This is a genomic window from Bradyrhizobium sp. Mp19 (assembly GCF_029952935.1).
Lineage (GTDB): Bacteria > Pseudomonadota > Alphaproteobacteria > Rhizobiales > Xanthobacteraceae > Bradyrhizobium > Bradyrhizobium elkanii.
Window position 1 is genome coordinate 118,895 of sequence record NZ_JASAUT010000005.1, and the last position, 18,629, is coordinate 137,523.

Sequence of the window (18,629 nt, forward strand, 5' to 3'; positions counted from 1 at the left end):
GCAGTTCCGCGCCATCGGCGCGCACGTTCCGGAGGGTCAGGCTTGTCCGTCGACGATCGCCAGGATGATGGAACGGGCCACCGTTCGTCGCCGACCGGTCCCCGCGTTGCGCCGCCGCGACAGGCGCCGTCTCCATTTGCCCGGCGCCCCTCGGCCCCGCCTCCGCCGACGCCCCAAGGGAACGCGGCATCGCCGCCCCGCGCGTTCCGGTTCTCGCTCTGGTCCATCATCATCTTCGTGCTGCTGTTGTCGAGCGTCGCCATCCAGGCTTACCGGGACCTGTCGACGCGGGGCGCCTGGGACTTCTGGCGCGAGACCTACATCGCGGCCAGCATGACGTCGGCCGTGATTCCCGACGTCGACATCGACGGATCGGGCCGCGGCCGGCGGGCGCTTGCGATCAGCGGCAAGATCGGCTCGGCCAGCGCGAGTTGGTTCCGCGACCGGCTCAGCGAGGCGCGTCTCGCACCAGGCGACGTCGTGCTGCTGTCGTCGCCGGGCGGCGCGCTGAACCAGGCCGCCATCATGGGCGAGGTCATCCGCACGCGCGGGCTGGTCACCGCGGTCGCCACCGCCGGCGCCTCGGGCAAGCTCCGCCCCGCGTCCTGCGCCAGCGCCTGCGTTCTGGTCTATGCCGGCGGCCAGACCCGCTATGGCATCGCGGGCTCGCGGCTCGGCGTGCATCGCTTCACGACGAGCACGCCCGTCAGCGATCCCCTCGCCGAGGCACAACGCATCCAGGGCATGGTGCTGGGCTACATGACCAAGATGGGTGTCTCTTCCGGGATCGTCGAGGCGATGTCGCAAACCTCGGATATCCGCTGGTTGAACCCGAAGGAAGCGCTCGCGCTGAACCTGATCACAAAGCCCGTCGATCGGCCGTGAGGCGGCACGAGCACCATTAATCTGAATTATCAACCACGTCCGCAGACGGCGGCCAAGTGCGGCGAAAAATGCCCCCGGGGAGCGGATTCTTTAGTCCCTCCCCCCGCCGATTTCAGTTATGCAAGAACGCGGCAATCGACCCGCGTTCGCCTGCGTCTTGCGCGCCGACCGGATTCGTTCAGCCGGAGAATGCCCGACCAGAACGACATCACGCCGTGATGCGGCCTTGCGCCGATCGCGCGGCGAACCGACAAGAAGCGACGCGCGTGCAGCTCTACCTCCCGATCGCCGACATTCCGGTCAATGTCTTTCTCATCCTGGCGATGGGCGCGGCGGTCGGATTCGTCTCCGGCATGTTCGGGATCGGCGGCGGCTTCCTGATGACGCCGCTGCTGATCTTCGTCGGCATCGCGCCCGCGGTCGCGGTCGCCTCCGTCGCCAGCCACATCGCGGCCTCCTCGTTCTCCGGTGCCATTTCCTATTGGCGCAGACGCGCGATCGACCCGCTGCTGGCGGCGGTGCTCCTGGTCGGAGGCACGCTCGGCACCACGCTCGGGGTATGGACCTTCACCTTCCTGCGCTCGCTCGGCCAGCTCGACCTGATGATCGCGCTGTCCTACGTCATCCTGCTGACGACGGTCGGCGGGCTGATGTTCTGGGAAGGCCTGCGCGCGATGCTGCGCGCCCGCGGCGGCCGCCCCGTCACCCTGCGCAAGCCCGGCAGCCATGGCTGGATCCATGGCCTGCCGCTGAAGCTGCGCTTCAAGCGCTCCAAGATCTACCTCTCCGTCATTCCGATCGTCGTGGTCGGGCTCGCGATCGGCTTCATCGGCGCGGTGATGGGGATCGGCGGCGGCTTCATCCTGGTGCCGCTGATGATCTATGTGCTGCGGGTGCCGACCTCGACCGTGATCGGCACCTCGATGGTGCTCACCCTCGTCACCATGGTGTTCGCGACCATGCTGCACGCCGTGACCAACCATCTGGTCGACGCCGTGCTGGCACTGATCCTGATGGTCGGCGGCGTCACCGGCGCGCAGTTCGGCGCTCGCGCCGGCCAGAAGATCCGCGGCGAGCATCTGCGCCTGCTGCTCGGCCTGCTCGTGCTCGCGGTCGGCATCCGCTTTGCGGTGGAGCTGGTGATCCGGCCTCAGGACCTGTTCAGCATTCGCGAAACCGGCGGAGCCCCGCCATGAGGCTGCGTACGGCGCTCGCGATCATCGGCCTCGCCGTCGCCAGCCTGGCGGCCGCGCCCGCTCATGCCGAGCGGCTGATCGCGTCGGTCTCCAACCACCGCGTCACGGTGACGCCGAACTATTCGGGCGGTGAGCTCGTGCTGTTCGGCTCGGTCGAGAAGGACGACAAGACGCCGTCAAACCGCACGAACTACGACCTCGTCGTCACGGTCTCCGGCCCGCGCGCCGACATGGTCACGCGGCGCAAGGAGCGCAAATTCGGCATCTGGATCAACACCGACTCGCGCCAGTTCCTGCAGGTGCCGGGCTATCTGGCGCTGTTCTCGAACCGCCCGTTCGACCAGATCGCCTCGCCCGAGGTGCAGCGGCGGCAGCAGCTCGGGCTCAACAACGTGCTGCTGATGCAAAGGGTCGGGCCCGACTATGCCGACGTGGTGCCGAACGACCCGTTCCGCAGCGCCTTCGTCCGGCTGCGCTCCGAGCACGGGCTGTACCGTGAGGCGACCTCGGCGGTGACCTTCCTGACCCCGACCCTGTTCCGCACCGGCATTCCGCTGCCCGCGGAGGTGCCGATCGGCACCTATAATGTCGAGATCAAGCTGTTTGCCGACGGCGCGCTGGTGACCAAGGCCGAGACCGCGTTCGAGATCGTCAAGGTCGGCTTCGAGCAATTCGTCGCCACCACCGCGCGGCAGAACGGCTTTGTCTACGGCCTGATCACCGCGTTCATGGCGCTGATGACCGGCTGGATGGCCTCGATCGTGTTCCGCAAGGATTGATTTAGCCAGCCCTGCTTTGCAACGCACCTTCGAACGCGTCGCCGAGGATCGCAAGGCCAAGGTCGATCTCGTCGTCGCTGATCGTCAGCGGCGGGGCGATCCGGAACACGCTGCCCATGCCCGGCAACTGAACGATGTTGGTGCTCAGTCCAAGCTGCATGCAGCGCTGGGAGACACGCGTTCCGAGCGCTTCATCAGGCTCCTTGCTGTAACGGTCGCGCACGATCTCGATGCCCTGCATCAGCCCCCTGCCGCGCACGTCACCGATGCATTCGAACCGGTTCTGAAGTGCGAGGAGCCCATCCCTCAGCCGCGCGCCCGCTATCCTGGCGCGCTCGACCAATCTGTCGCGAAGGATGATCTCGATGACCTTCAGCCCGACCGCGGCCGGCATCGGGTCCGACACGTGCGTCGTGTAGAACAGGAAACCACGTTCATGACACCGCTCTTCGATCTCGGCGGAGGTGATGACCGCAGCCAGAGGCAGGCCGGCACCGAGCGTCTTCGACAAGGTCAGGATGTCAGGCACGGCGCCGTCGCGCTCGAACGCGAACATGGCGCCGGTTCGGCCGAGGCCGGTCTGTGCTTCGTCGACGATCAGCAGCATGCCGCGTGCCCGGCACAGCTCTTTGAGCTCGGCAAGGTAGCCTTCAGGCAGGTCGATCAGCCCGCCGGAGCTGAGGATCGGCTCGGCGATCATGCAGGCGAGCGAGCCGGTCGATTGGCGATCGATCAGATCGAAGGCGTAGGCGAGCTCGGCCCGCCAATCGGCCGTGTTGCCGAAGCGCGGGCGATAGGGGTTCGGCGTCGGGATCGCGAGCGAGCCGACCGGCGCGGGACCATAGCCCTTGCGGCCAGCCGAATAGGTCGTTCCGGCCGCACCAGACGTCATTCCGTGCCAGGACTGTGCGAACGCGACGGTCTCGAATCCGCCGGTGGCGAGCTTGGCCATCTTGATCGCCGCTTCGTTCGCCTCGCCGCCGGTGCTGAGCAGCATGACGCGATCAAGCCCCGGCGGCAGCAGGCCCGCGAGCTGTTCGGCCAGCGCGACGACCGGGCGCGTCAGCATGCCACTGAAGAGATGGTCGAGCCGTTCGGCATGCTCGCTGATGGTCTGGACGATTTCCGGGTGACCGTGACCGAGCACGGCGCTCATCTGCCCGGACGTGAAATCCAGGATGGCCCGGCCATCGGCGTCATAGACGAAGGATCCGGAGGCGCGCTCGATGATGACGGGAGCGAACGTCCCGCCATAGCGAATGAGGTGCCGCCGCGCGCGATCCCAAAAGGACTTGTCGTCATTCCCGGCCATGCCCGCTCCTTGCTGCTCGGTCGCAGCGATCAAAGAACCCTCACACCGCATCTTATGCGCGCGCGAGGGCAATGACATTGCGATTTGAGATGCATTTCATCCCTTCTTCTGCAATCAATTGCGCAAAAGATGGAAAATGCGAAAGAAATGGGAACCGCGATCGTGATTGACGAGATCGACCGAAAAATCCTCGACGTGCTGCAGGTCGAGGGGCGCATCACGAATCTCGAGTTGGCCGAACGGATCGGTCTCTCGTCTGCCCCCTGCATGCGACGCGTCCGCACCCTCGAAGAGGCCGGCGTCATCAATTCCTATGTGGCGCTGGTCGACCCAATACGGGTTGGACTCGGGTTCGACGTGATCGTCGAGGTCCGTCTCAAGCAACAGAACAGGGAATCCTTCGCGCGCTTCGAGAGGAAGGTGATCGACCTTCCGGAGGTCGTCGAATGTTGCATGATTGCCGGCGATTGGGATTACTCGCTACGGATCGTGTCCTCCGACCTGGCGCGCTATCAATCCTTCATCCTCGACCGCCTCATGCATCCGGACACCGACATCGCGAGCTACCGCACGACGATCATCCTGCGAAAGGTCAAATCGACGACCAAGATTGATAGCTCGCTGTTCGGCGAGGGTTGAGCAGTTCGAACAAGCTACAGCAGGAAGCCGATCCCCATCGCGATCACGCTGAGCGCCATCGCGCCGGTCGAGAGCCAGCCGAGCCAGGACAGCCAGCCGCCGACCACAAAGCGGTCCATGACGTCCCGACGGCGGGCCATGAACATCAGCAGCACCATCACGGGCACCGCGAGCACGCCGTTGACGACCGCGCTCCAGTACAACGCCGCGATCGGATCGATCGGCGTGAAGTTGAGCGCGATGCCGATGCCGCCCGACAGCGCCAGCACCGAATAGAACGCGATCGCCTCCTTCGGCCTGCGCGTCAGCCCAACGGGCCATCGCCGGCCCTCGCTGACCGCATAGGCCGTTGCACCCGCGAGCACCGGGATCGCCAATAGGCCGGTGCCGACGATGCCGAGCGCGAAGATCACCTCGGCAAAAGGCCCGGCGATCGGGCGCAGCGCCTCGGCGGCCTGCGCCGAGGTCTGGATGTCGGTCTTGCCGGTGGCATGCAGCGATGCGGCGGCGGTGACGATGATCGACAATGCGATCAGGTTCGAGAATGCCATGCCGGTGATGGTGTCGGCACGGATGCGCGAGAATTCGCGCCGGGCGCCGTAATGCCGCTCGATCAGCGGATGCTTGGTGACATCGACCCGCTGCTCCTCCGCCTCCTGCGAGGCCTGCCAGAAGAACAGATAGGGCGAGATCGTGGTGCCTAGGATCGCAACGATGGTCGTGAAATAGTCGGCGCTCCAGCTGATGCGCGGCAGCAGCACGCCGGCCAGGGCCTCCATCCACGACACCTTGGCAAAGGCGAGCGCCGCGACATAGGCGAACAGGCTGAGCGTCAGCCATTTCAGGATAGCGACGTAGCGCCGGTAGTTCATGAAGATCTGCGCGGCCACCGAGGTCACGCCGAACAGCACTACATAGAGAATGGCCGGACCGCCGATCAGAAGCTTTGCCGCATCGGCCATGGCCGAGAGGTCGGCCGCGATGTTGATGGTGTTGGCAATCGACAGCAGCGTCACCACGACGGCGAGGAGCCAGCCTGGATAATGCCTGCATACATTGCCCGCGATGCCGTGCCCGGTGACGCGGCCGACCCGCGCCGAGATCTCCTGGATCGCGCTCATCAGCGGAAACGTCAGCAGCATGGTCCAGCCAATGCCGTAGCCGAGTTGCGCGCCGGCCTGGCTGTAGGTGCCGATCCCCGAAGGGTCGTCGTCGGATGCGCCGGTGATCAGGCCGGGGCCGAGCGTCTTCAGGACACGGTTGAAACTGAACGGCTGGCGCCGGGGCTTCGCCGCCGGCGCATCGTCATGTTTGTCGTGTGGTGAGATTGTCCCTTGCCGCGTCATGTCCGGTTCCAGCCGTCTGACAACGAGCCGAATACCGGCAAGTTCCTGAGGCGAAACCTACGGCTCGATGACCGTGGCGACGCCGGGTTCGAGGATCCGCAGACGGCGGCCGAAGCCGAGCGTATCGAAGCTCGCGCGCAAGTCGCTCGCGCTCTGCCGGAAATGCGCCCAGCCGTCGGTATGAACCGGCACGATCACCGCGTCCGCAAAGGCGCGCGCGGTTTCGATCGCGTCATTGGTGTCCATGGTGAGATGGAAGGGGCCGCGGGTTTGCGCCGCGCCGGCGAACGGCAGCACCACGCCGCAGTCGAAGCGCCGCGCGACCTCGGCGACCCCGTCGAACCAGGTGGTGTCGCCGCTGACATAGACCGGACGACCGGGCTTCGCCGGCTCGACCACGAAACCGATGACGTCGCCGGACAATGGCTCGATCCCGGCCGGTCCGTGCCGCGCCGGCGTCGCGGTGATGGTGAGCGTCCGGCCGCCCTTCCGCAACTCGGTCGTGGCCCAGGGCGCAAAGCCCTCGGCGTTGCCGCCGAGCCGCTTGGCGCCGGCCTCCGTCGTCAGCACGCGCTTCGCGCTTTTAAGGAAATCCCGGCCGGAATGGTCGAGATTGTCGGAATGCTGGTCATGGCTCAGCAGCACCGCATCGATCGCGCCGACGTCCCGCGCGCCGAGCGCGGGACCCGTCAATTTCTCCAGTTTCACATGCGGCAGTTGATACTCGCCGGGCGCATCGAAGGTCGGATCGGTGAGCAGGCGGAACCCGTCGATCTCGATCAGGGCGGTGGGACCTCCGATCAGCGTGATGGTGATGCTCACGTCACACTCCTGTTGGCCGCGGCGGCCGCCGGGCGGGTCACCAGGTAAATGCCGAGCGCGACCGGAACGATCCCGAGCAGGTCGCGAAATTCGACATGCTCGCCGAGCACGAGATAGGCGAACAGCATGCCGAGCGGCGGCATCAGGAAGTGATAGGCGCTTGCGGCGGTCGCGCCACACACTTTCAGGAGATGAAACCAGAGCAGATAGGCAAGGATCGAGCCGCCGAGCACGAGGTAAGTGAAGGCGCCGGCGAGACGCATGCTGGGCACGATGTCGCCAAAGCTGGAGAGCGTGAAGGCGAACGGCATCACCGCAAGGCCGCCGGCGATGTTCTGGATGCCGTTGCCGATCCACAGGCTGCCCTTCGGCGCCAGCAGCTTGAACAGCACGGTGCCGGCGACGATCGAGGCCAGCGAGGCCAGCGTGAACAGGATGCCGTGCGGGCTGTCCGATCCGACCGACATGCGATGCCAGACGATGAAGGCGACGCCGACGATGCCGAGCACGAGACCGATCACCTTGCGCAAGGTCATGCTCTCGCCGAGGAACAGCGCCGCCAGCATGGCGGTGAACACCGGATTGGCCGAGACGATCAGCGCGCCAAGCCCGGCCGAGACGGTCTTCAGGCCGGTATAGCCGAGGCCGAGATAAAGCGCGTTGTTGGCGACGCCGAGCACGGCAAACACCGCCGCATCGCGCCAGGTGAGATCCCATTGGTCGCGGCGCAGCCAGGAGATGGCGAGGATCAGAACCCCGGCGAGCGAAAACCGCGCGGCGAGCAGGATCAGCGGCGGGCAATCGGTGACGCCGATCTTGCCGGCCACGAAGGCGTAGCTCCAGAGCAGGCAGAACAGGGCGATCAGCAGCGGCAGGGTGTTGAAGCGGGCGCGCGGGGCGGCCATCGAGGTTGCGGCGGACATGGGCGAATTCTCCTTCAGCCATGATCTAGGCCAGCGCCTTGATATTTGGAAATTAAATGGTAGACTGGCGTGCAGTGGATTTATGAATGGAGGCTGCGATGCTCGACCTGGAGCTGTTGCGCAGTTTCGTCTCGGTGGTCGATGCCGGCGGCTTCACCCGCGCCGGAGAGCGTGTCCACCGCACGCAGTCGACGGTGAGCCAGCAGATCAAGCGCCTGGAGGAGGATGTCGGCCAGCCGCTGCTGATCCGTAGCGGCAAGGACGTCACCCCGACGGAAGCCGGCGAGCGGCTATTGAGCTATGCGCGGCGGCTATTGTCGCTCGCCGAAGAGGCCCGTGACGTGCTGTCGCGGCCCGGCAGCGAAGGCGCGATCCGGATCGGCATCACCGAGGATTTTGCCGCCTACCGGCTGACAAAGCTGCTCGCGACCTTCGCGCGCAGCCATCCGAACTTGCGGCTCGATGTGCGCTCCGGCCAGAGCTTGTTCCTGTACCGCGATCTCGAACGCGGCGATCTCGATCTCGCGCTGATCAAGCGCGCCGCCAATGAGAAGGGCGGCATCGCGGTCTGGCCTGAACGCGTGCACTGGGTCACCAGCAAGGGCCACCCACGCGATACGACGGCCGGCTCGGTTCCGCTGATCGGTTTCGCCTCGGGCTGTCTCTACCGCGCCCGCGCCATCCATGCGCTGGAGAGCGCCGGCCGCAACTGGCACATGGCCTACACCTCCTCGAGCCTCGCCGGCATCCAGGCCGCGGTCGCCGCGGGCCTCGGGCTCAGCATTTTGTCTGAAATGTCGATCCAGGCGGAGCATCGCGTGCTGACCGCAAAGGACGGCTTTGCACCGATCGACCGCACCGAGGTCGCCCTCCTCGCCGCCCCCGAAGCCAGCCCGGCGACACTGCGGCTGGCCGACAGGCTCGCGGAGTATTGCGAAAGCGTGCAGGCGAAGGCCGCGTGAAGCAAAGGCTGCGCCGCTACTCCGCTGTCGTCCCTGCGAAAGCAGGGGACCCATAACCACAGGGCTGTGTTGCTGAAGCAAGCTGTGCCCCCATCGTCGCGCAACAACGATCATCGGTGGTTATGGGTCCCGGGTCGCGCTTCGCTTGCGCGGGACGACACTGACTGTGTGGCGCGGCAGGCGAAGGCAGTGTGAGGTTGCGCCAACGCTCTTGATCCCGTCATCCTGAGGTGCGCGCCCTTGCGCGCCTCGAAGGATGCACGGCCACCAGCCGGGCCGTACATCCTTCGAGGCTCGCTCCGCTCGCACCTCCAGCGACAAAGGCGAAGCCTTTGCGCGGGGATGACGGTGATAACAATGCGCCGATCGCTAATAACACCGTGACGCGACGAACGCGTGGACGCGGTTGTCGCCGAGCACATGGGCCATGAAGCCGGGCGATCCGAAAATCCGCGTGAACGCGGCGTCGCGGATGCTCAAGCCACCGGTGTAGGCGCCGAACGCCGGCATCACCGCGCGCTCGCCGTCACAGGCGAAGCAGCGGCGCTCGATCGAGCGGCCGCGGGTCGGCACCCGCGCCTTGGGATGCAGATGGCCGGCGATCTCGCCGCTCGCACCCGTCGGCTCATGGCGGAACGCGATCGGCCCGATCGCGACCTCGGTCGCGACCACGCCGCCGAGATCGGACGGCAGCGCCGGATCGTGGTTGCCCGAGATCCAGATCCAGTTGCGCCGCAGCTGCAAGGCCGCGAGCGCCTCGCGGTCCGGATCCGACAGCCGCGCATGCGCATCGCGATCGTGAAAGCTGTCGCCGAGCGCGATCACCTGCCGTGGATCGTGCCGCGCAATCACCGCAGCGAGCCGGCTGAGCGTCGCCACCGTGTCATAGGGCGGCAGTAGCACGCCGCGGCTGGCGAAGCTTGAGCCCTTTTCCAGATGCAGGTCGGACACCACCAGCAGGCTCTGCGCTTCCCAAAACAGTGCGCCGGAGAAATCGGCCACGAATCCGACATCCGCCACCGTGACCCTCGAAACGCGCATGTCGTCACCGTCTCGCAAAGCTAGCGCGCTTGCCGTCACGTCCTGTTCCCCACAGTGCCAGTATTACGTCGTCGCCTCCCGCACGAGTTCCTCGGCCGCCTCGGCCAGGAGCTCGTCGGATGCTTCGCCATAAACTGACTCGCGGCCGATTTCCAGCAGCGCGGGGACGGCAAGCGGAGAAACGTGGTCGAGATCCTGGTGGGTGATTCGGCCATGGATGCGCGAAAGCATGTCACTCAGACGGCGGAGATCGAGCAATCCCGTGGCGGCATCGCCGCGCGCGGCGCGCAGCAGCACGTGATCGGCCTGATGTTTTCGCAAAACGTCATAGATCAGGTCGGTCGAGAACAGCACCTGGCGGCGCGACTTCTCCTCGTCGGTGAAGCGGCGCGCGATCAGCCCGGAGATGATGGCGCAGTTGCGGAAGGTCCGCTTCATCAGCGCGGATTCCGCAAGCCATGCTTCGAGGTCGTCGCCGAGCATGTCGGGATCGAACAGCGCGTTGAGATCGAGCTTGCCGTGCCGGATCATGAAGGAGAGATCGCCGACGCCCCAGACCGCAAGCGCATACTCGTTGGCGACGAAGCCGAGCGGACGGGCACGGGCGCGCTCCAGCCGGCGCGTCAGCAGCATGCCGAGCGTCTGATGCGCGAGCCGACCCTCGAAGGGATAGCAGACCAGGTAATGGCTGCCGCCGCGCGGAAAGGTTTCCACCAGCAGCTCGCGCACCGCAGGCACCCGTGAGAATTTCCGCTGCAGCGACAGCCAGTCATGCACCTGGTCCGGCAGCGCGTTCCAGGCCCGGCTGTTGTCAAGCAGCTTGCGGACCCGTTCGGCGAGATAGGTCGAGAGCGGGAACTTGCCGCCCATATAGGACGGCACTTTTGCATCCTTATCATTGGCGCGGGAGACATAGACCTGGTCTTCAACCAAGGCCTCGTAGCGCACCACCTCGCCGCCAAAGACAAAAGTGTCGCCGGGCACGAGGCCTTCGATGAAGACCTCCTCGATCTCGCCGAGCATCCGGCCGCCGCGGGCGATCGCGCCGGTCGATCCGCCGCTTTTCCCTTGGCCGCCGGCGCGCGAGCGCACCAGCCGCACCTTCAGCATGGTCTCCTCGACGATGGTGCCGACGTTGAGGCGATAGCTCTGCCGCACCTTGGGATTGGTGACGCGCCAGCGGCCCTGCTTGTCCTGCTTGATGCGCGCGAAGCGCTCATAGGTCTTCAGCGCGTAGCCGCCGGTGGCGACGAAATCGACGACATCGTCGAAATCGGTGCGTGCGAGCGATGCATAGGGCGCCGCGGTCCTGACCTCATCATAGAGTTCATCGGACAGGAACGGCTTGCCGCAGGCGCAGCCGAGCACGTGCTGGGCCAGCACGTCGAGCGCGCCGGAGCGCAGCGGCGGCGTGTCCTGCGCATTCTCGGCGATCGCATCGATCGCGACACGGCATTCCAGCACCTCGAAGCGGTTGGCCGGCACCAGCACGGCGCGCGAGGCCTCGTCGAAGCGGTGGTTGGCGCGACCGATCCGCTGCATCAGCCGCGACGAACCTTTCGGCGCGCCGATATTGATGACGAGATCGACATCGCCCCAGTCGACGCCGAGATCGAGCGAGGAGGTGCAGACCACGCCGCGCAGTTTTCCCGCGGCCATCGCGTCCTCGACCTTGCGGCGCTGCGCGACGTCGAGCGAGCCGTGATGCAGCGCGATCGCCAGCCCGTCGTCATTCATGCGCCAGAGATCCTGGAACAGCATCTCGGCCTGGCTGCGGGTGTTGACGAACACCAGCGTGGTCTTGTTGCGCTTGATCAGCTCGTAGACCTCGGGCAGCGCATGGCGCGCGCTGTGGCCGGACCACGGCAGCCGCTCCCTGGTGTCGAGCATCTCGACCACCGGCGGCGCGGCGCCGCCGGCGGTGACGACGTCGGCGGACGCATTCTCGCCACCCGGCTGCGGCACCAGGAAACGCGCGAGCTGCTCCGGCTCGGCGACCGTCGCCGAGAGGCCAATGGCACGTATCTGCGGCGCGATGGTCCAGAGCCGCGCAAGTCCGAGCGACAGCAGATCACCGCGCTTGGAGGTGACGAGCGCATGCAGCTCGTCGAGCACGATGCGCTTCAGCGAGGAAAACAGATAGGGCGCGTCGTCGGACGCGAGCAGCAGCGCCAGCTGCTCCGGCGTGGTGAGTAGAATATCCGGCGGATAGCGCCGCTGCCGCTGCCGCCGCGACACCGGCGTGTCGCCGGTGCGGGTCTCGATCCTGATCGGCAGCCCCATCTCGGCGACCGGCGTCTCCAGATTGCGCGCGATATCGACCGCGAGCGCTTTCAACGGCGAGATGTAGAGCGTGTGCAGCCCGCCGCTGCGGCGAACGGAGCGACCGGTGGAGATGAGATTCGGACGCGATCTCGCCGACGCTGCTGCCTCTCCGCTTGCGAGCTCGTCAGGTTCCCTCCCCCTGAAAGGGGGAGGGTTGGGGTGGGGGTCAGCCGCTTGCTCAGTGCCCGCGGCTGACCCCCACCCGTCGCGCCCGGCCGCGCTAGCGCGCGCCTGTTCGCGCCGACCTCCCCCTTTCAGGGGGAGGTGAGAATCCTGGGGACCATGTGTTTCACCCGATAACTCCACCAGCGTCGGCAAGAACCCCGCCAGCGTCTTGCCCGCTCCCGTGGGCGCGATCAGCAGCGCCGAGCGTTCCTCCCGCGCTTTCGCCAGCAGCGCGAGCTGATGCTCGCGCGGCGACCAGCCGCGTGAGGCGAACCAGTCGCGAAACCGGCGCGGCAGGAGATCGGCCGTTTCCGACGGCGGAACGGAAAAGAGATCGAGCGTCGACACGCCCAAGAGGTAGGTGGTTCAGGCGGTTTCGTCGAGGGCGGACGGAAATGGCGGCAGGTGGCAAGGGGCCGGCGACAGGACGCTTCGACTCCCTCTCCCCGTTCTTCACGGGGAGAGGGTTGGGGTGAGGGGCTGCTTCCGCGAGCGGCGAGTGCCGTGAGACCTGTACCCCCTCACCCGGATCGCATCTCACGATGCGACATAGCCGAAGCTCTGCTTCGGCGTTCTTGAGGACGGCCGCCGTAGGCGGCCTATGCCTCTCCCCGCAAGCGGGGCGAGGTTAAGCAACAGCGTGCCCCGCACCTACTCCGTCATCGGCTCGCCGGAGAGGTCCCAATCCTTGCCGTTGAAGATCGAGACATAGAGCGTCTTCATCGGCGTGTAGTCGTCGGGCGTATAGCTGTAATTGATGCCATCAAGGAAATAGGGCGAGTGGAAACCGGCCAGCGTGGTGGCGTGCTTCAGCACGTTGGCGCGGGTCAGGTCGTCGCCGCAGCGGCGCAGGATTTCGCCCATCGTCGCCGCCTGCCCGTAGCCGGCGAAAGCGATGGTGTTATCGGGGTCGATGTTCGGCAGGTACTTCTTGCGCAGCTCCTCGAACGCGACCACGTCCGGATCCTTCTCGTAGCGCGGCACGCCGACTTCCTTGTTGTAGCGGATCGCGACGATGTCCTTGGCGTTATCGAGGCCCGCGGCGCTCAGGATCGAGCGACCGGTCGAGCCCGCCGACAGCAATTGCAGCGGCTTCCAGCCGAGCTCGGTCACCTTGCGGATCGACTGCGACGTCGCCTTGCCGGTGGTGATGTTGTAGAAGACGTCGGCGCCCGACTTCGAGAGATTGATGAGCTGCGAATCGACCGTCGGATCGGTGAGATCATAGGTCTGCTCCATGATCACCTGTGCCTTGCCGCCGGCATCGGCCAGCACCTTCTTGAACGGCCCCAGGAAGTCGCGGCCGAAATCATCGTTCTGGTAGAGGATGCCGACCTTGGCGTTCGGCTTCACGCTGACGACGTGCTTGGCGAGGATGCGCGCCTCAGTCGGATAGAGCGGCAGGCCCGCCATGGTCCATTTGAAATTCTTCGGGTCGTTCCACTTCGAGGCGCCGGTGTTCAACAGCAGTTGGGGAACGCCCTTGGAATTGAGGTATTTGTGCACGGAGGTCTGCGGCGCGGTGCCGAGCGAACCATAGAGCGCCAGCACCTCCTCCTGCTCGACCAGGCGGCGGGTCGCCTCGACGCATTTCGGCGCGCTGTAGGCATCGTCCATGGTGAGGAATTTCACCTTGCGGCCGTTGATGCCGCCCTTGTCGTTCAGCATCTGGAAATAGGCTTCGCCGACGCGGCCCAGCACACCATAGAGCGAGCCGGGTCCGGAATGCGGCACGGTCTGGCCGAGCTTGATCTCGGTGTCGCTCGCACCCGGATCGTACTTCTTGTCGGCGGCCCGGACGAAGGGCGCAGGCAGCACGGACGCGGCGATCACAGACAATGCAGTGGCGCCGAACTCGCGCCGTGTATGCTTTTTCATTATTTCTCTCCCTGAGGCGAAAAGCTCTCGCATTCCGCCTTGCGCCGGGCAAGCGCGAAGTCACAGCTTTGCGGCGCAATGCCGCGTCACGGCAAATGCGTAGCGTGTAGACTCAAGTTGAGTGCGGGGCTGCCTCTTCCATTCTCCCCTTGTGGGAGAAGGTGGCTCGCATCGAAGATGCGAGCCGGATGAGGGGTCTCTATCCGCGGAGAAAAACCCCTCACCCGGCTTCGATGCGACCGCATCGAATCCACCCTCTCCCACAAGGGGAGAGGGTGCGTCACGGCTTCACGGCCACGGCGACGAGTCCGGGTGCCGGGATATTGTCTTCATTGCGCGCCGAGAGATCGTCGAGCAGGGCCAGCGTCAGCCCCGCGGCAGCGACGGAGCCGCGCACGTAAGCTGCACTGTGGGCGTAGCGCAGTCCCTCACCGATGATGACGTCTTCGCCGTCATGGGTCTCGGTCGTGAAGGCGAGCACGCCGCCCGGCACCAGCACACGGCTGGCCTCGGCGAGCACCGGCGCAAGATCGGCGACATAGACCATTGCATCCGCGGCCAGGATCAATTCGGCGCTGGCCTCGCGCCTGGCCGAAATGGCCTTCAACATGTCGTCGACCTCGAGCTCGGCATAGAGGCCGGTGGCGCGCGCCTTGTCGATCATGCGCGGCGACAGATCGATGCCGATGAAGCGATCGACATGCCGCGCGAACGCACCGGCCGCCAGCCCGGTGCCGCAGCCGAGATCGATCGCACGCTTGAAGAAGGCCGGCTGCTTTGCGCCCGCACGTACCGACAGCACGGCCTTGAACAGCAGCGCCGGGCCGCGATAGCCGAGATCGCCGACCAGCGCGGCCTCGAAGCGTGGCGCATATTGATCGAACAGCGTCTGCACATAGCCGGGCGGCATCGCGCTGACGGCCTCGACGCCGAGCTGCATCAGATGCAGGCCCGCGCCATGACGGTCCTCGCGATCGGCGTCACGCGCGGCACGGAAGGCTGCGATCGCGGCCTCGTGCTGGCCGAGTTCGAGACGGATCTTGCCCAGCGTGAACCAGGCGGACGGGAAATTCGGCACGAGCTCGATCGCCTGTTCGAGCAGCTCGGCGGCAGCCGGCAGATCGCCCTTCAATTGCAGGTCGCGCGCGAACTCGTAGCGGCGGTCGGCGACGAGGTCGCCGGAGGACAGAAACAGGCGGGGGGCCATTCGCTTTAAGGAACCAATCTCGGCCAGGTCCGGCCATCCATCAAAGCACGGACTTTTTCCGGAGATGGATGCACGGGTCAAGCCCGCGGATCCGGCTAAACATCGCGGATCGAGCGACTATATAGGGACGATGCGCCCGCAAGACATCCTGATGCCCGTCCCGGCCGGGCTTTGCTGCAAGCCCGGCGGCTTCCACATCGATCCTGTCAGGCCGGTCGAGCGGGCACTGATCACCCACGGCCATTCCGACCATGCGCGGGCGGGCCATGGCGCTGTGCTCGCGACCCAGGAAACGCTCGACATGATGCGGCTGCGCTATGGCGAGAACTTCGCTGGCTCTGTGCAGGCGATCGCCTATGGCGAGGAGATCAGGCTCGGCGACGTCACGGTGACGTTTCATCCCGCCGGCCATGTGCTGGGCTCCGCCCAGATATCGGTCACCTGCAAGGACACCCGCATCGTCGCCTCCGGCGACTACAAGGATGCGCGCGATCCGACATGCGCGCCGTTCGAGCTGGTGCCCTGCGACGTCTTCATATCAGAGGCGACGTTTGGATTGCCGGTGTTCCGCCATGGCGATGCCGCCGGCGAAGTGAACAAGCTGCTGGCGTCGGTCAAATTGTTTCCGGAGCGCGCGCATCTCGTCGGCGCCTACTCGCTCGGCAAGGCGCAGCGCGTGATCGCGCTGCTGCGCGAGGCCGGCTACGACGCCCCGATCTATCTGCACGGCGCGATGGAGAAGATCACCTATTATTACCAGGAGCGCGGCATTCCGCTCGGCGAGCTCCGCCCCGCGCGCGGCATGAAGAAAGCCGAGCTTGCCGGCACCATTACGCTGGCGCCGCCGAGCGCGACATCCGATGTCTGGACGCGTCGCTTCCCCGATCCGGTCACCGCATTCGCCTCGGGCTGGATGCGCGTGCGCGCGCGGGCCCGGCAGGGCGGTGTCGAGCTGCCGCTGGTGATATCAGATCATGCCGATTGGGATGGCCTGACGGCGACGATCGCGGCGACCGGCGCCGGCGAGATCTGGGTCACCCACGGCCAGGAAGATGCGCTGGTGCATTGGTGCAAGACCAAAGGCCTTGCCGCGCGGCCGCTCGATCTGGTCGGCTATGGCGACGAGGACGAAGGCGAAACGGCCGCACTGACCGGCGAAGCCCAGCCCGCCGGCGAGGCCCAGCCCGTCGGCGAGACCAAGAAGCCATGAACCGCTTTGCCGAGCTGCTCGACCGCCTCGCCTACGAGCCCGGCCGCAACAACAAGATCAAGCTGCTGGTCGCCTATTTCCGCGAGACCGAGGACCCCGACCGCGGCTACGCGCTGGCGGCGCTGACCGGCGCGCTGTCGTTCAAGCACGCCAAGCCGGGCTTGATCCGCGACCTGATCACCGAACGCGCCGATCCGGTGCTGTTCGGCTATTCCTATGATTACGTCGGCGACCTCTCGGAGACGGTCGCGCTGATGTGGCCGAAGGCGACTGGTGCATCTCGCAACGAGTCTTTGCTGGGCCACCCCTCTCCCCAACCCTCCCCCGCAAGGGGGGAGGGAGCCCAACCGTCGTGCTCAACTCACAGCGATAACGAGGTGACTGACTTGGGTGAGGAACGCACCAGTGGATGGGTTCCCTCCCCCCTTGCGGGGGAGGGTGAGGGAGAGGGGTACCGCGAGCGAGACGTCAGCGATGATCTGCTCTCGCGCAACGATCGCGACCTCCGCACCCACAACAACCCGCCTCCTCCCACCCTCACTGACGTCGTCACCACGTTGCGCACGCTCGGCAAGGCCGAGCTGCCGGCGCAGCTGGCGCGCTGGCTGGACGAGCTCGACGAGACCGGGCGCTGGGCGCTCTTGAAGCTCGTCACCGGCGCGATGCGAATCGGGATCTCGGCGCGGCTGGCGAAGACCGCGGCGGCGGCGCTCGGCGACAAAGACGCGCACGAGATCGAGCTGATGTGGCCGGGCCTGTCGCCGCCCTATCTCGACCTGTTCGCCTGGCTCGAGGGCCGCGGCGACAAACCGGTCAACCGCGACCCTGCGCCGTTCCGCCCGGTGATGCTGGCGCATGCGATCGAGGATAGCGATTTCGCCAATCTCGACGCCGCCGACTTCAGCGCGGAATGGAAATGGGACGGCATCCGGGTGCAGGCGGTGTCCGGCCGCGATGCGCGCGGCCACGTCCAGGCGCGGCTCTATTCGCGCACCGGCGAGGATATCACCGGCAGCTTTCCGGATCTCGTGCCGTCGCTGCATCTGCCCGGCGCGATCGACGGCGAGTTGCTGGTGCTGCGCGACGGCCGCGTGCAGACCTTCAACGTGTTGCAGCAGCGGCTGAACCGCAAGGTCGTTTCGCCGAAGCTGATCAAGGAATTTCCGATCCACCTGCGCGCCTACGACCTGCTCGGCGACGACGAGAACGATTTGCGCGAGCTGCCCTTCACCGAACGCCGCGCGCATCTCGAAGCCTTCGTCGCCAAGCTGAATGATCCGCGCATCGATCTGTCGCCAACCGTCCCGTTCGCGAGCTGGGAAGAGCTGGCCGCGGCGCGCGCCGATCCCAAGAGTGCGGGCGCCGGCGACGATGCCGACGCGGTAGAAGGCGTGATGCTGAAGCGGCGCGACGCGCCTTATCTGCCCGGACGGCCGAAAGGACCGTGGTGGAAGTGGAAGCGCGATCCGCACATCATCGACGCCGTGCTGATGTATGCCCAGCGCGGCCACGGCAAGCGCTCGTCCTATTACTCCGACTATACGTTCGGCGTCTGGACCCGCGGCGATGCCGGCGACGAGCTGGTGCCGGTCGGCAAGGCCTATTTCGGCTTCACCGACGAGGAGCTGTTGCAGATCGACCGCTTCGTCCGCCGCAACACCACCGAGAAGTTCGGCCCGGTACGCCATGTCGTGCACGAGCCGGATCAGGGGCTGGTGCTGGAGGTCGCGTTCGAGGGCTTGCAGCGCTCGCCGCGTCACAAATCCGGCGTCGCGATGCGCTTCCCTCGGATCAGCCGCCTGCGCTGGGACAAGCCGCCGCGCGAAGCCGACCGGCTGGAGACGCTTGAACGGATGTTAATCTCCATGACAGGAAGTTAAATCCGAAGCGCGCATGGCAGCCATTGATCGCGGTGCGCGGGTTTCCCATGTGCACCGCC

15 protein-coding genes are annotated in these 18,629 nt (G+C 66.1%); 7 read left to right on the forward strand and 8 right to left on the reverse strand.

The window, feature by feature from the left end; genetic code table 11:
• Positions 1-42 precede the first annotated feature (42 nt).
• The 3 genes from QJT82_RS08585 (at position 43) to QJT82_RS08595 (ending at position 2,860) form a co-directional block, all read left to right on the forward strand.
• The gene (locus QJT82_RS08585) at positions 43-885 is read left to right on the forward strand and encodes a hypothetical protein (RefSeq protein ID WP_264641735.1); all 843 of its coding nucleotides are present in this window, start codon (positions 43-45) and stop codon (positions 883-885) included.
• Between the two features lie 266 nt (positions 886-1,151).
• Complete coding sequence (locus tag QJT82_RS08590) at positions 1,152-2,081, forward strand: sulfite exporter TauE/SafE family protein (RefSeq protein ID WP_028339007.1); 930 nt, start codon at positions 1,152-1,154, stop codon at positions 2,079-2,081.
• Positions 2,078-2,860, forward strand: a complete 783-nt coding sequence (locus tag QJT82_RS08595) for a TIGR02186 family protein (protein ID WP_028339008.1) — start codon at positions 2,078-2,080, stop codon at positions 2,858-2,860. The genes QJT82_RS08590 and QJT82_RS08595 overlap by 4 nt, the downstream gene beginning before the upstream one ends.
• Before the next feature lies 1 nt (position 2,861).
• Here QJT82_RS08595 and QJT82_RS08600 read toward each other — a convergent pair whose 3' ends face one another.
• Complete coding sequence (locus QJT82_RS08600; RefSeq protein ID WP_035631031.1) at positions 2,862-4,172, reverse strand: aspartate aminotransferase family protein; 1,311 nt, start codon at positions 4,170-4,172, stop codon at positions 2,862-2,864.
• Positions 4,173-4,301: 129 nt separating this feature from the next.
• Here QJT82_RS08600 and QJT82_RS08605 point away from each other — a divergent pair, with 129 nt between their 5' ends.
• Entirely contained in the window at positions 4,302-4,811 is a 510-nt protein-coding gene (locus QJT82_RS08605) for an Lrp/AsnC family transcriptional regulator (protein WP_259266122.1), read from the forward strand.
• A 14-nt stretch (positions 4,812-4,825) separates the two neighbouring features.
• Here the strand turns inward: QJT82_RS08605 and QJT82_RS08610 are convergent, their stop codons facing one another.
• From QJT82_RS08610 to QJT82_RS08620, 3 genes are read right to left on the reverse strand one after another with little or no spacing between them, the layout of a single operon-like run.
• Positions 4,826-6,157, reverse strand: a complete 1,332-nt coding sequence (locus QJT82_RS08610) for a divalent metal cation transporter (protein WP_028339011.1) — start codon at positions 6,155-6,157, stop codon at positions 4,826-4,828.
• A gap of 57 nt (positions 6,158-6,214) precedes the next feature.
• Positions 6,215-6,979, reverse strand: a complete 765-nt coding sequence (locus tag QJT82_RS08615) for an MBL fold metallo-hydrolase (RefSeq protein ID WP_028339012.1) — start codon at positions 6,977-6,979, stop codon at positions 6,215-6,217.
• The gene (locus QJT82_RS08620) at positions 6,976-7,902 is read right to left on the reverse strand and encodes a DMT family transporter (RefSeq protein WP_028339013.1); all 927 of its coding nucleotides are present in this window, start codon (positions 7,900-7,902) and stop codon (positions 6,976-6,978) included. Before QJT82_RS08620 ends, QJT82_RS08615 begins: the two co-directional genes overlap by 4 nt.
• 98 nt (positions 7,903-8,000) lie before the next feature.
• On the opposite strand from QJT82_RS08620, the gene QJT82_RS08625 reads away from it, so the two are divergent.
• On the forward strand, positions 8,001-8,864 hold the full coding sequence (locus QJT82_RS08625; RefSeq protein ID WP_028339014.1) for a LysR substrate-binding domain-containing protein: 864 nt from the start codon (positions 8,001-8,003) through the stop codon (positions 8,862-8,864).
• Between the two features lie 369 nt (positions 8,865-9,233).
• Here the strand turns inward: QJT82_RS08625 and pdeM are convergent, their stop codons facing one another.
• The 4 genes from pdeM to QJT82_RS08645 all read right to left on the reverse strand — a co-directional run bounded on the left by pdeM (position 9,234) and on the right by QJT82_RS08645 (position 15,480).
• Positions 9,234-9,905 (reverse strand): ligase-associated DNA damage response endonuclease PdeM, encoded by a 672-nt coding sequence (gene pdeM / locus QJT82_RS08630; protein WP_035631010.1) that lies wholly within the window; start codon positions 9,903-9,905, stop codon positions 9,234-9,236.
• 63 nt (positions 9,906-9,968) lie between these two features.
• The gene (locus QJT82_RS08635; RefSeq protein ID WP_051447734.1) at positions 9,969-12,743 is read right to left on the reverse strand and encodes a ligase-associated DNA damage response DEXH box helicase; all 2,775 of its coding nucleotides are present in this window, start codon (positions 12,741-12,743) and stop codon (positions 9,969-9,971) included.
• A gap of 303 nt (positions 12,744-13,046) precedes the next feature.
• Positions 13,047-14,273 carry an ABC transporter substrate-binding protein gene (locus tag QJT82_RS08640; RefSeq protein ID WP_028339017.1) on the reverse strand — a complete coding sequence of 409 codons (1,227 nt, stop codon included), beginning with the start codon at positions 14,271-14,273 and terminating at the stop codon, positions 13,047-13,049.
• A gap of 280 nt (positions 14,274-14,553) precedes the next feature.
• Entirely contained in the window at positions 14,554-15,480 is a 927-nt protein-coding gene (locus tag QJT82_RS08645) for a methyltransferase domain-containing protein (RefSeq protein ID WP_028339018.1), read from the reverse strand.
• Between the two features lie 130 nt (positions 15,481-15,610).
• Here QJT82_RS08645 and QJT82_RS08650 point away from each other — a divergent pair, with 130 nt between their 5' ends.
• Entirely contained in the window at positions 15,611-16,690 is a 1,080-nt protein-coding gene (locus QJT82_RS08650) for a ligase-associated DNA damage response exonuclease (protein WP_028339019.1), read from the forward strand.
• Positions 16,687-18,570, forward strand: a complete 1,884-nt coding sequence (locus QJT82_RS08655; protein ID WP_028339020.1) for a cisplatin damage response ATP-dependent DNA ligase — start codon at positions 16,687-16,689, stop codon at positions 18,568-18,570. The genes QJT82_RS08650 and QJT82_RS08655 overlap by 4 nt, the downstream gene beginning before the upstream one ends.
• The last annotated feature ends 59 nt before the right edge of the window (positions 18,571-18,629 follow it).

Excerpts from the sequence above, each read along its gene's own strand:
- QJT82_RS08595 (WP_028339008.1), top strand. The coding sequence starts at position 2,078 with ATGAGGCTGCGTACGGCGCTCGCGATCATCGGCCTCGCCGTCGCCAGC.
- QJT82_RS08600 (WP_035631031.1), bottom strand. The coding sequence starts at position 4,172 with ATGGCCGGGAATGACGACAAGTCCTTTTGGGATCGCGCGCGGCGGCAC.
- QJT82_RS08605 (WP_259266122.1), top strand. The coding sequence starts at position 4,302 with ATGGAAAATGCGAAAGAAATGGGAACCGCGATCGTGATTGACGAGATC.
- QJT82_RS08610 (WP_028339011.1), bottom strand. The coding sequence starts at position 6,157 with ATGACGCGGCAAGGGACAATCTCACCACACGACAAACATGACGATGCG.
- QJT82_RS08620 (WP_028339013.1), bottom strand. The coding sequence starts at position 7,902 with ATGTCCGCCGCAACCTCGATGGCCGCCCCGCGCGCCCGCTTCAACACC.
- QJT82_RS08625 (WP_028339014.1), top strand. The coding sequence starts at position 8,001 with ATGCTCGACCTGGAGCTGTTGCGCAGTTTCGTCTCGGTGGTCGATGCC.
- pdeM (WP_035631010.1), bottom strand. The coding sequence starts at position 9,905 with ATGCGCGTTTCGAGGGTCACGGTGGCGGATGTCGGATTCGTGGCCGAT.
- QJT82_RS08640 (WP_028339017.1), bottom strand. The coding sequence starts at position 14,273 with ATGAAAAAGCATACACGGCGCGAGTTCGGCGCCACTGCATTGTCTGTG.
- QJT82_RS08645 (WP_028339018.1), bottom strand. The coding sequence starts at position 15,480 with ATGGCCCCCCGCCTGTTTCTGTCCTCCGGCGACCTCGTCGCCGACCGC.
- QJT82_RS08650 (WP_028339019.1), top strand. The coding sequence starts at position 15,611 with ATGCGCCCGCAAGACATCCTGATGCCCGTCCCGGCCGGGCTTTGCTGC.
- QJT82_RS08655 (WP_028339020.1), top strand. The coding sequence starts at position 16,687 with ATGAACCGCTTTGCCGAGCTGCTCGACCGCCTCGCCTACGAGCCCGGC.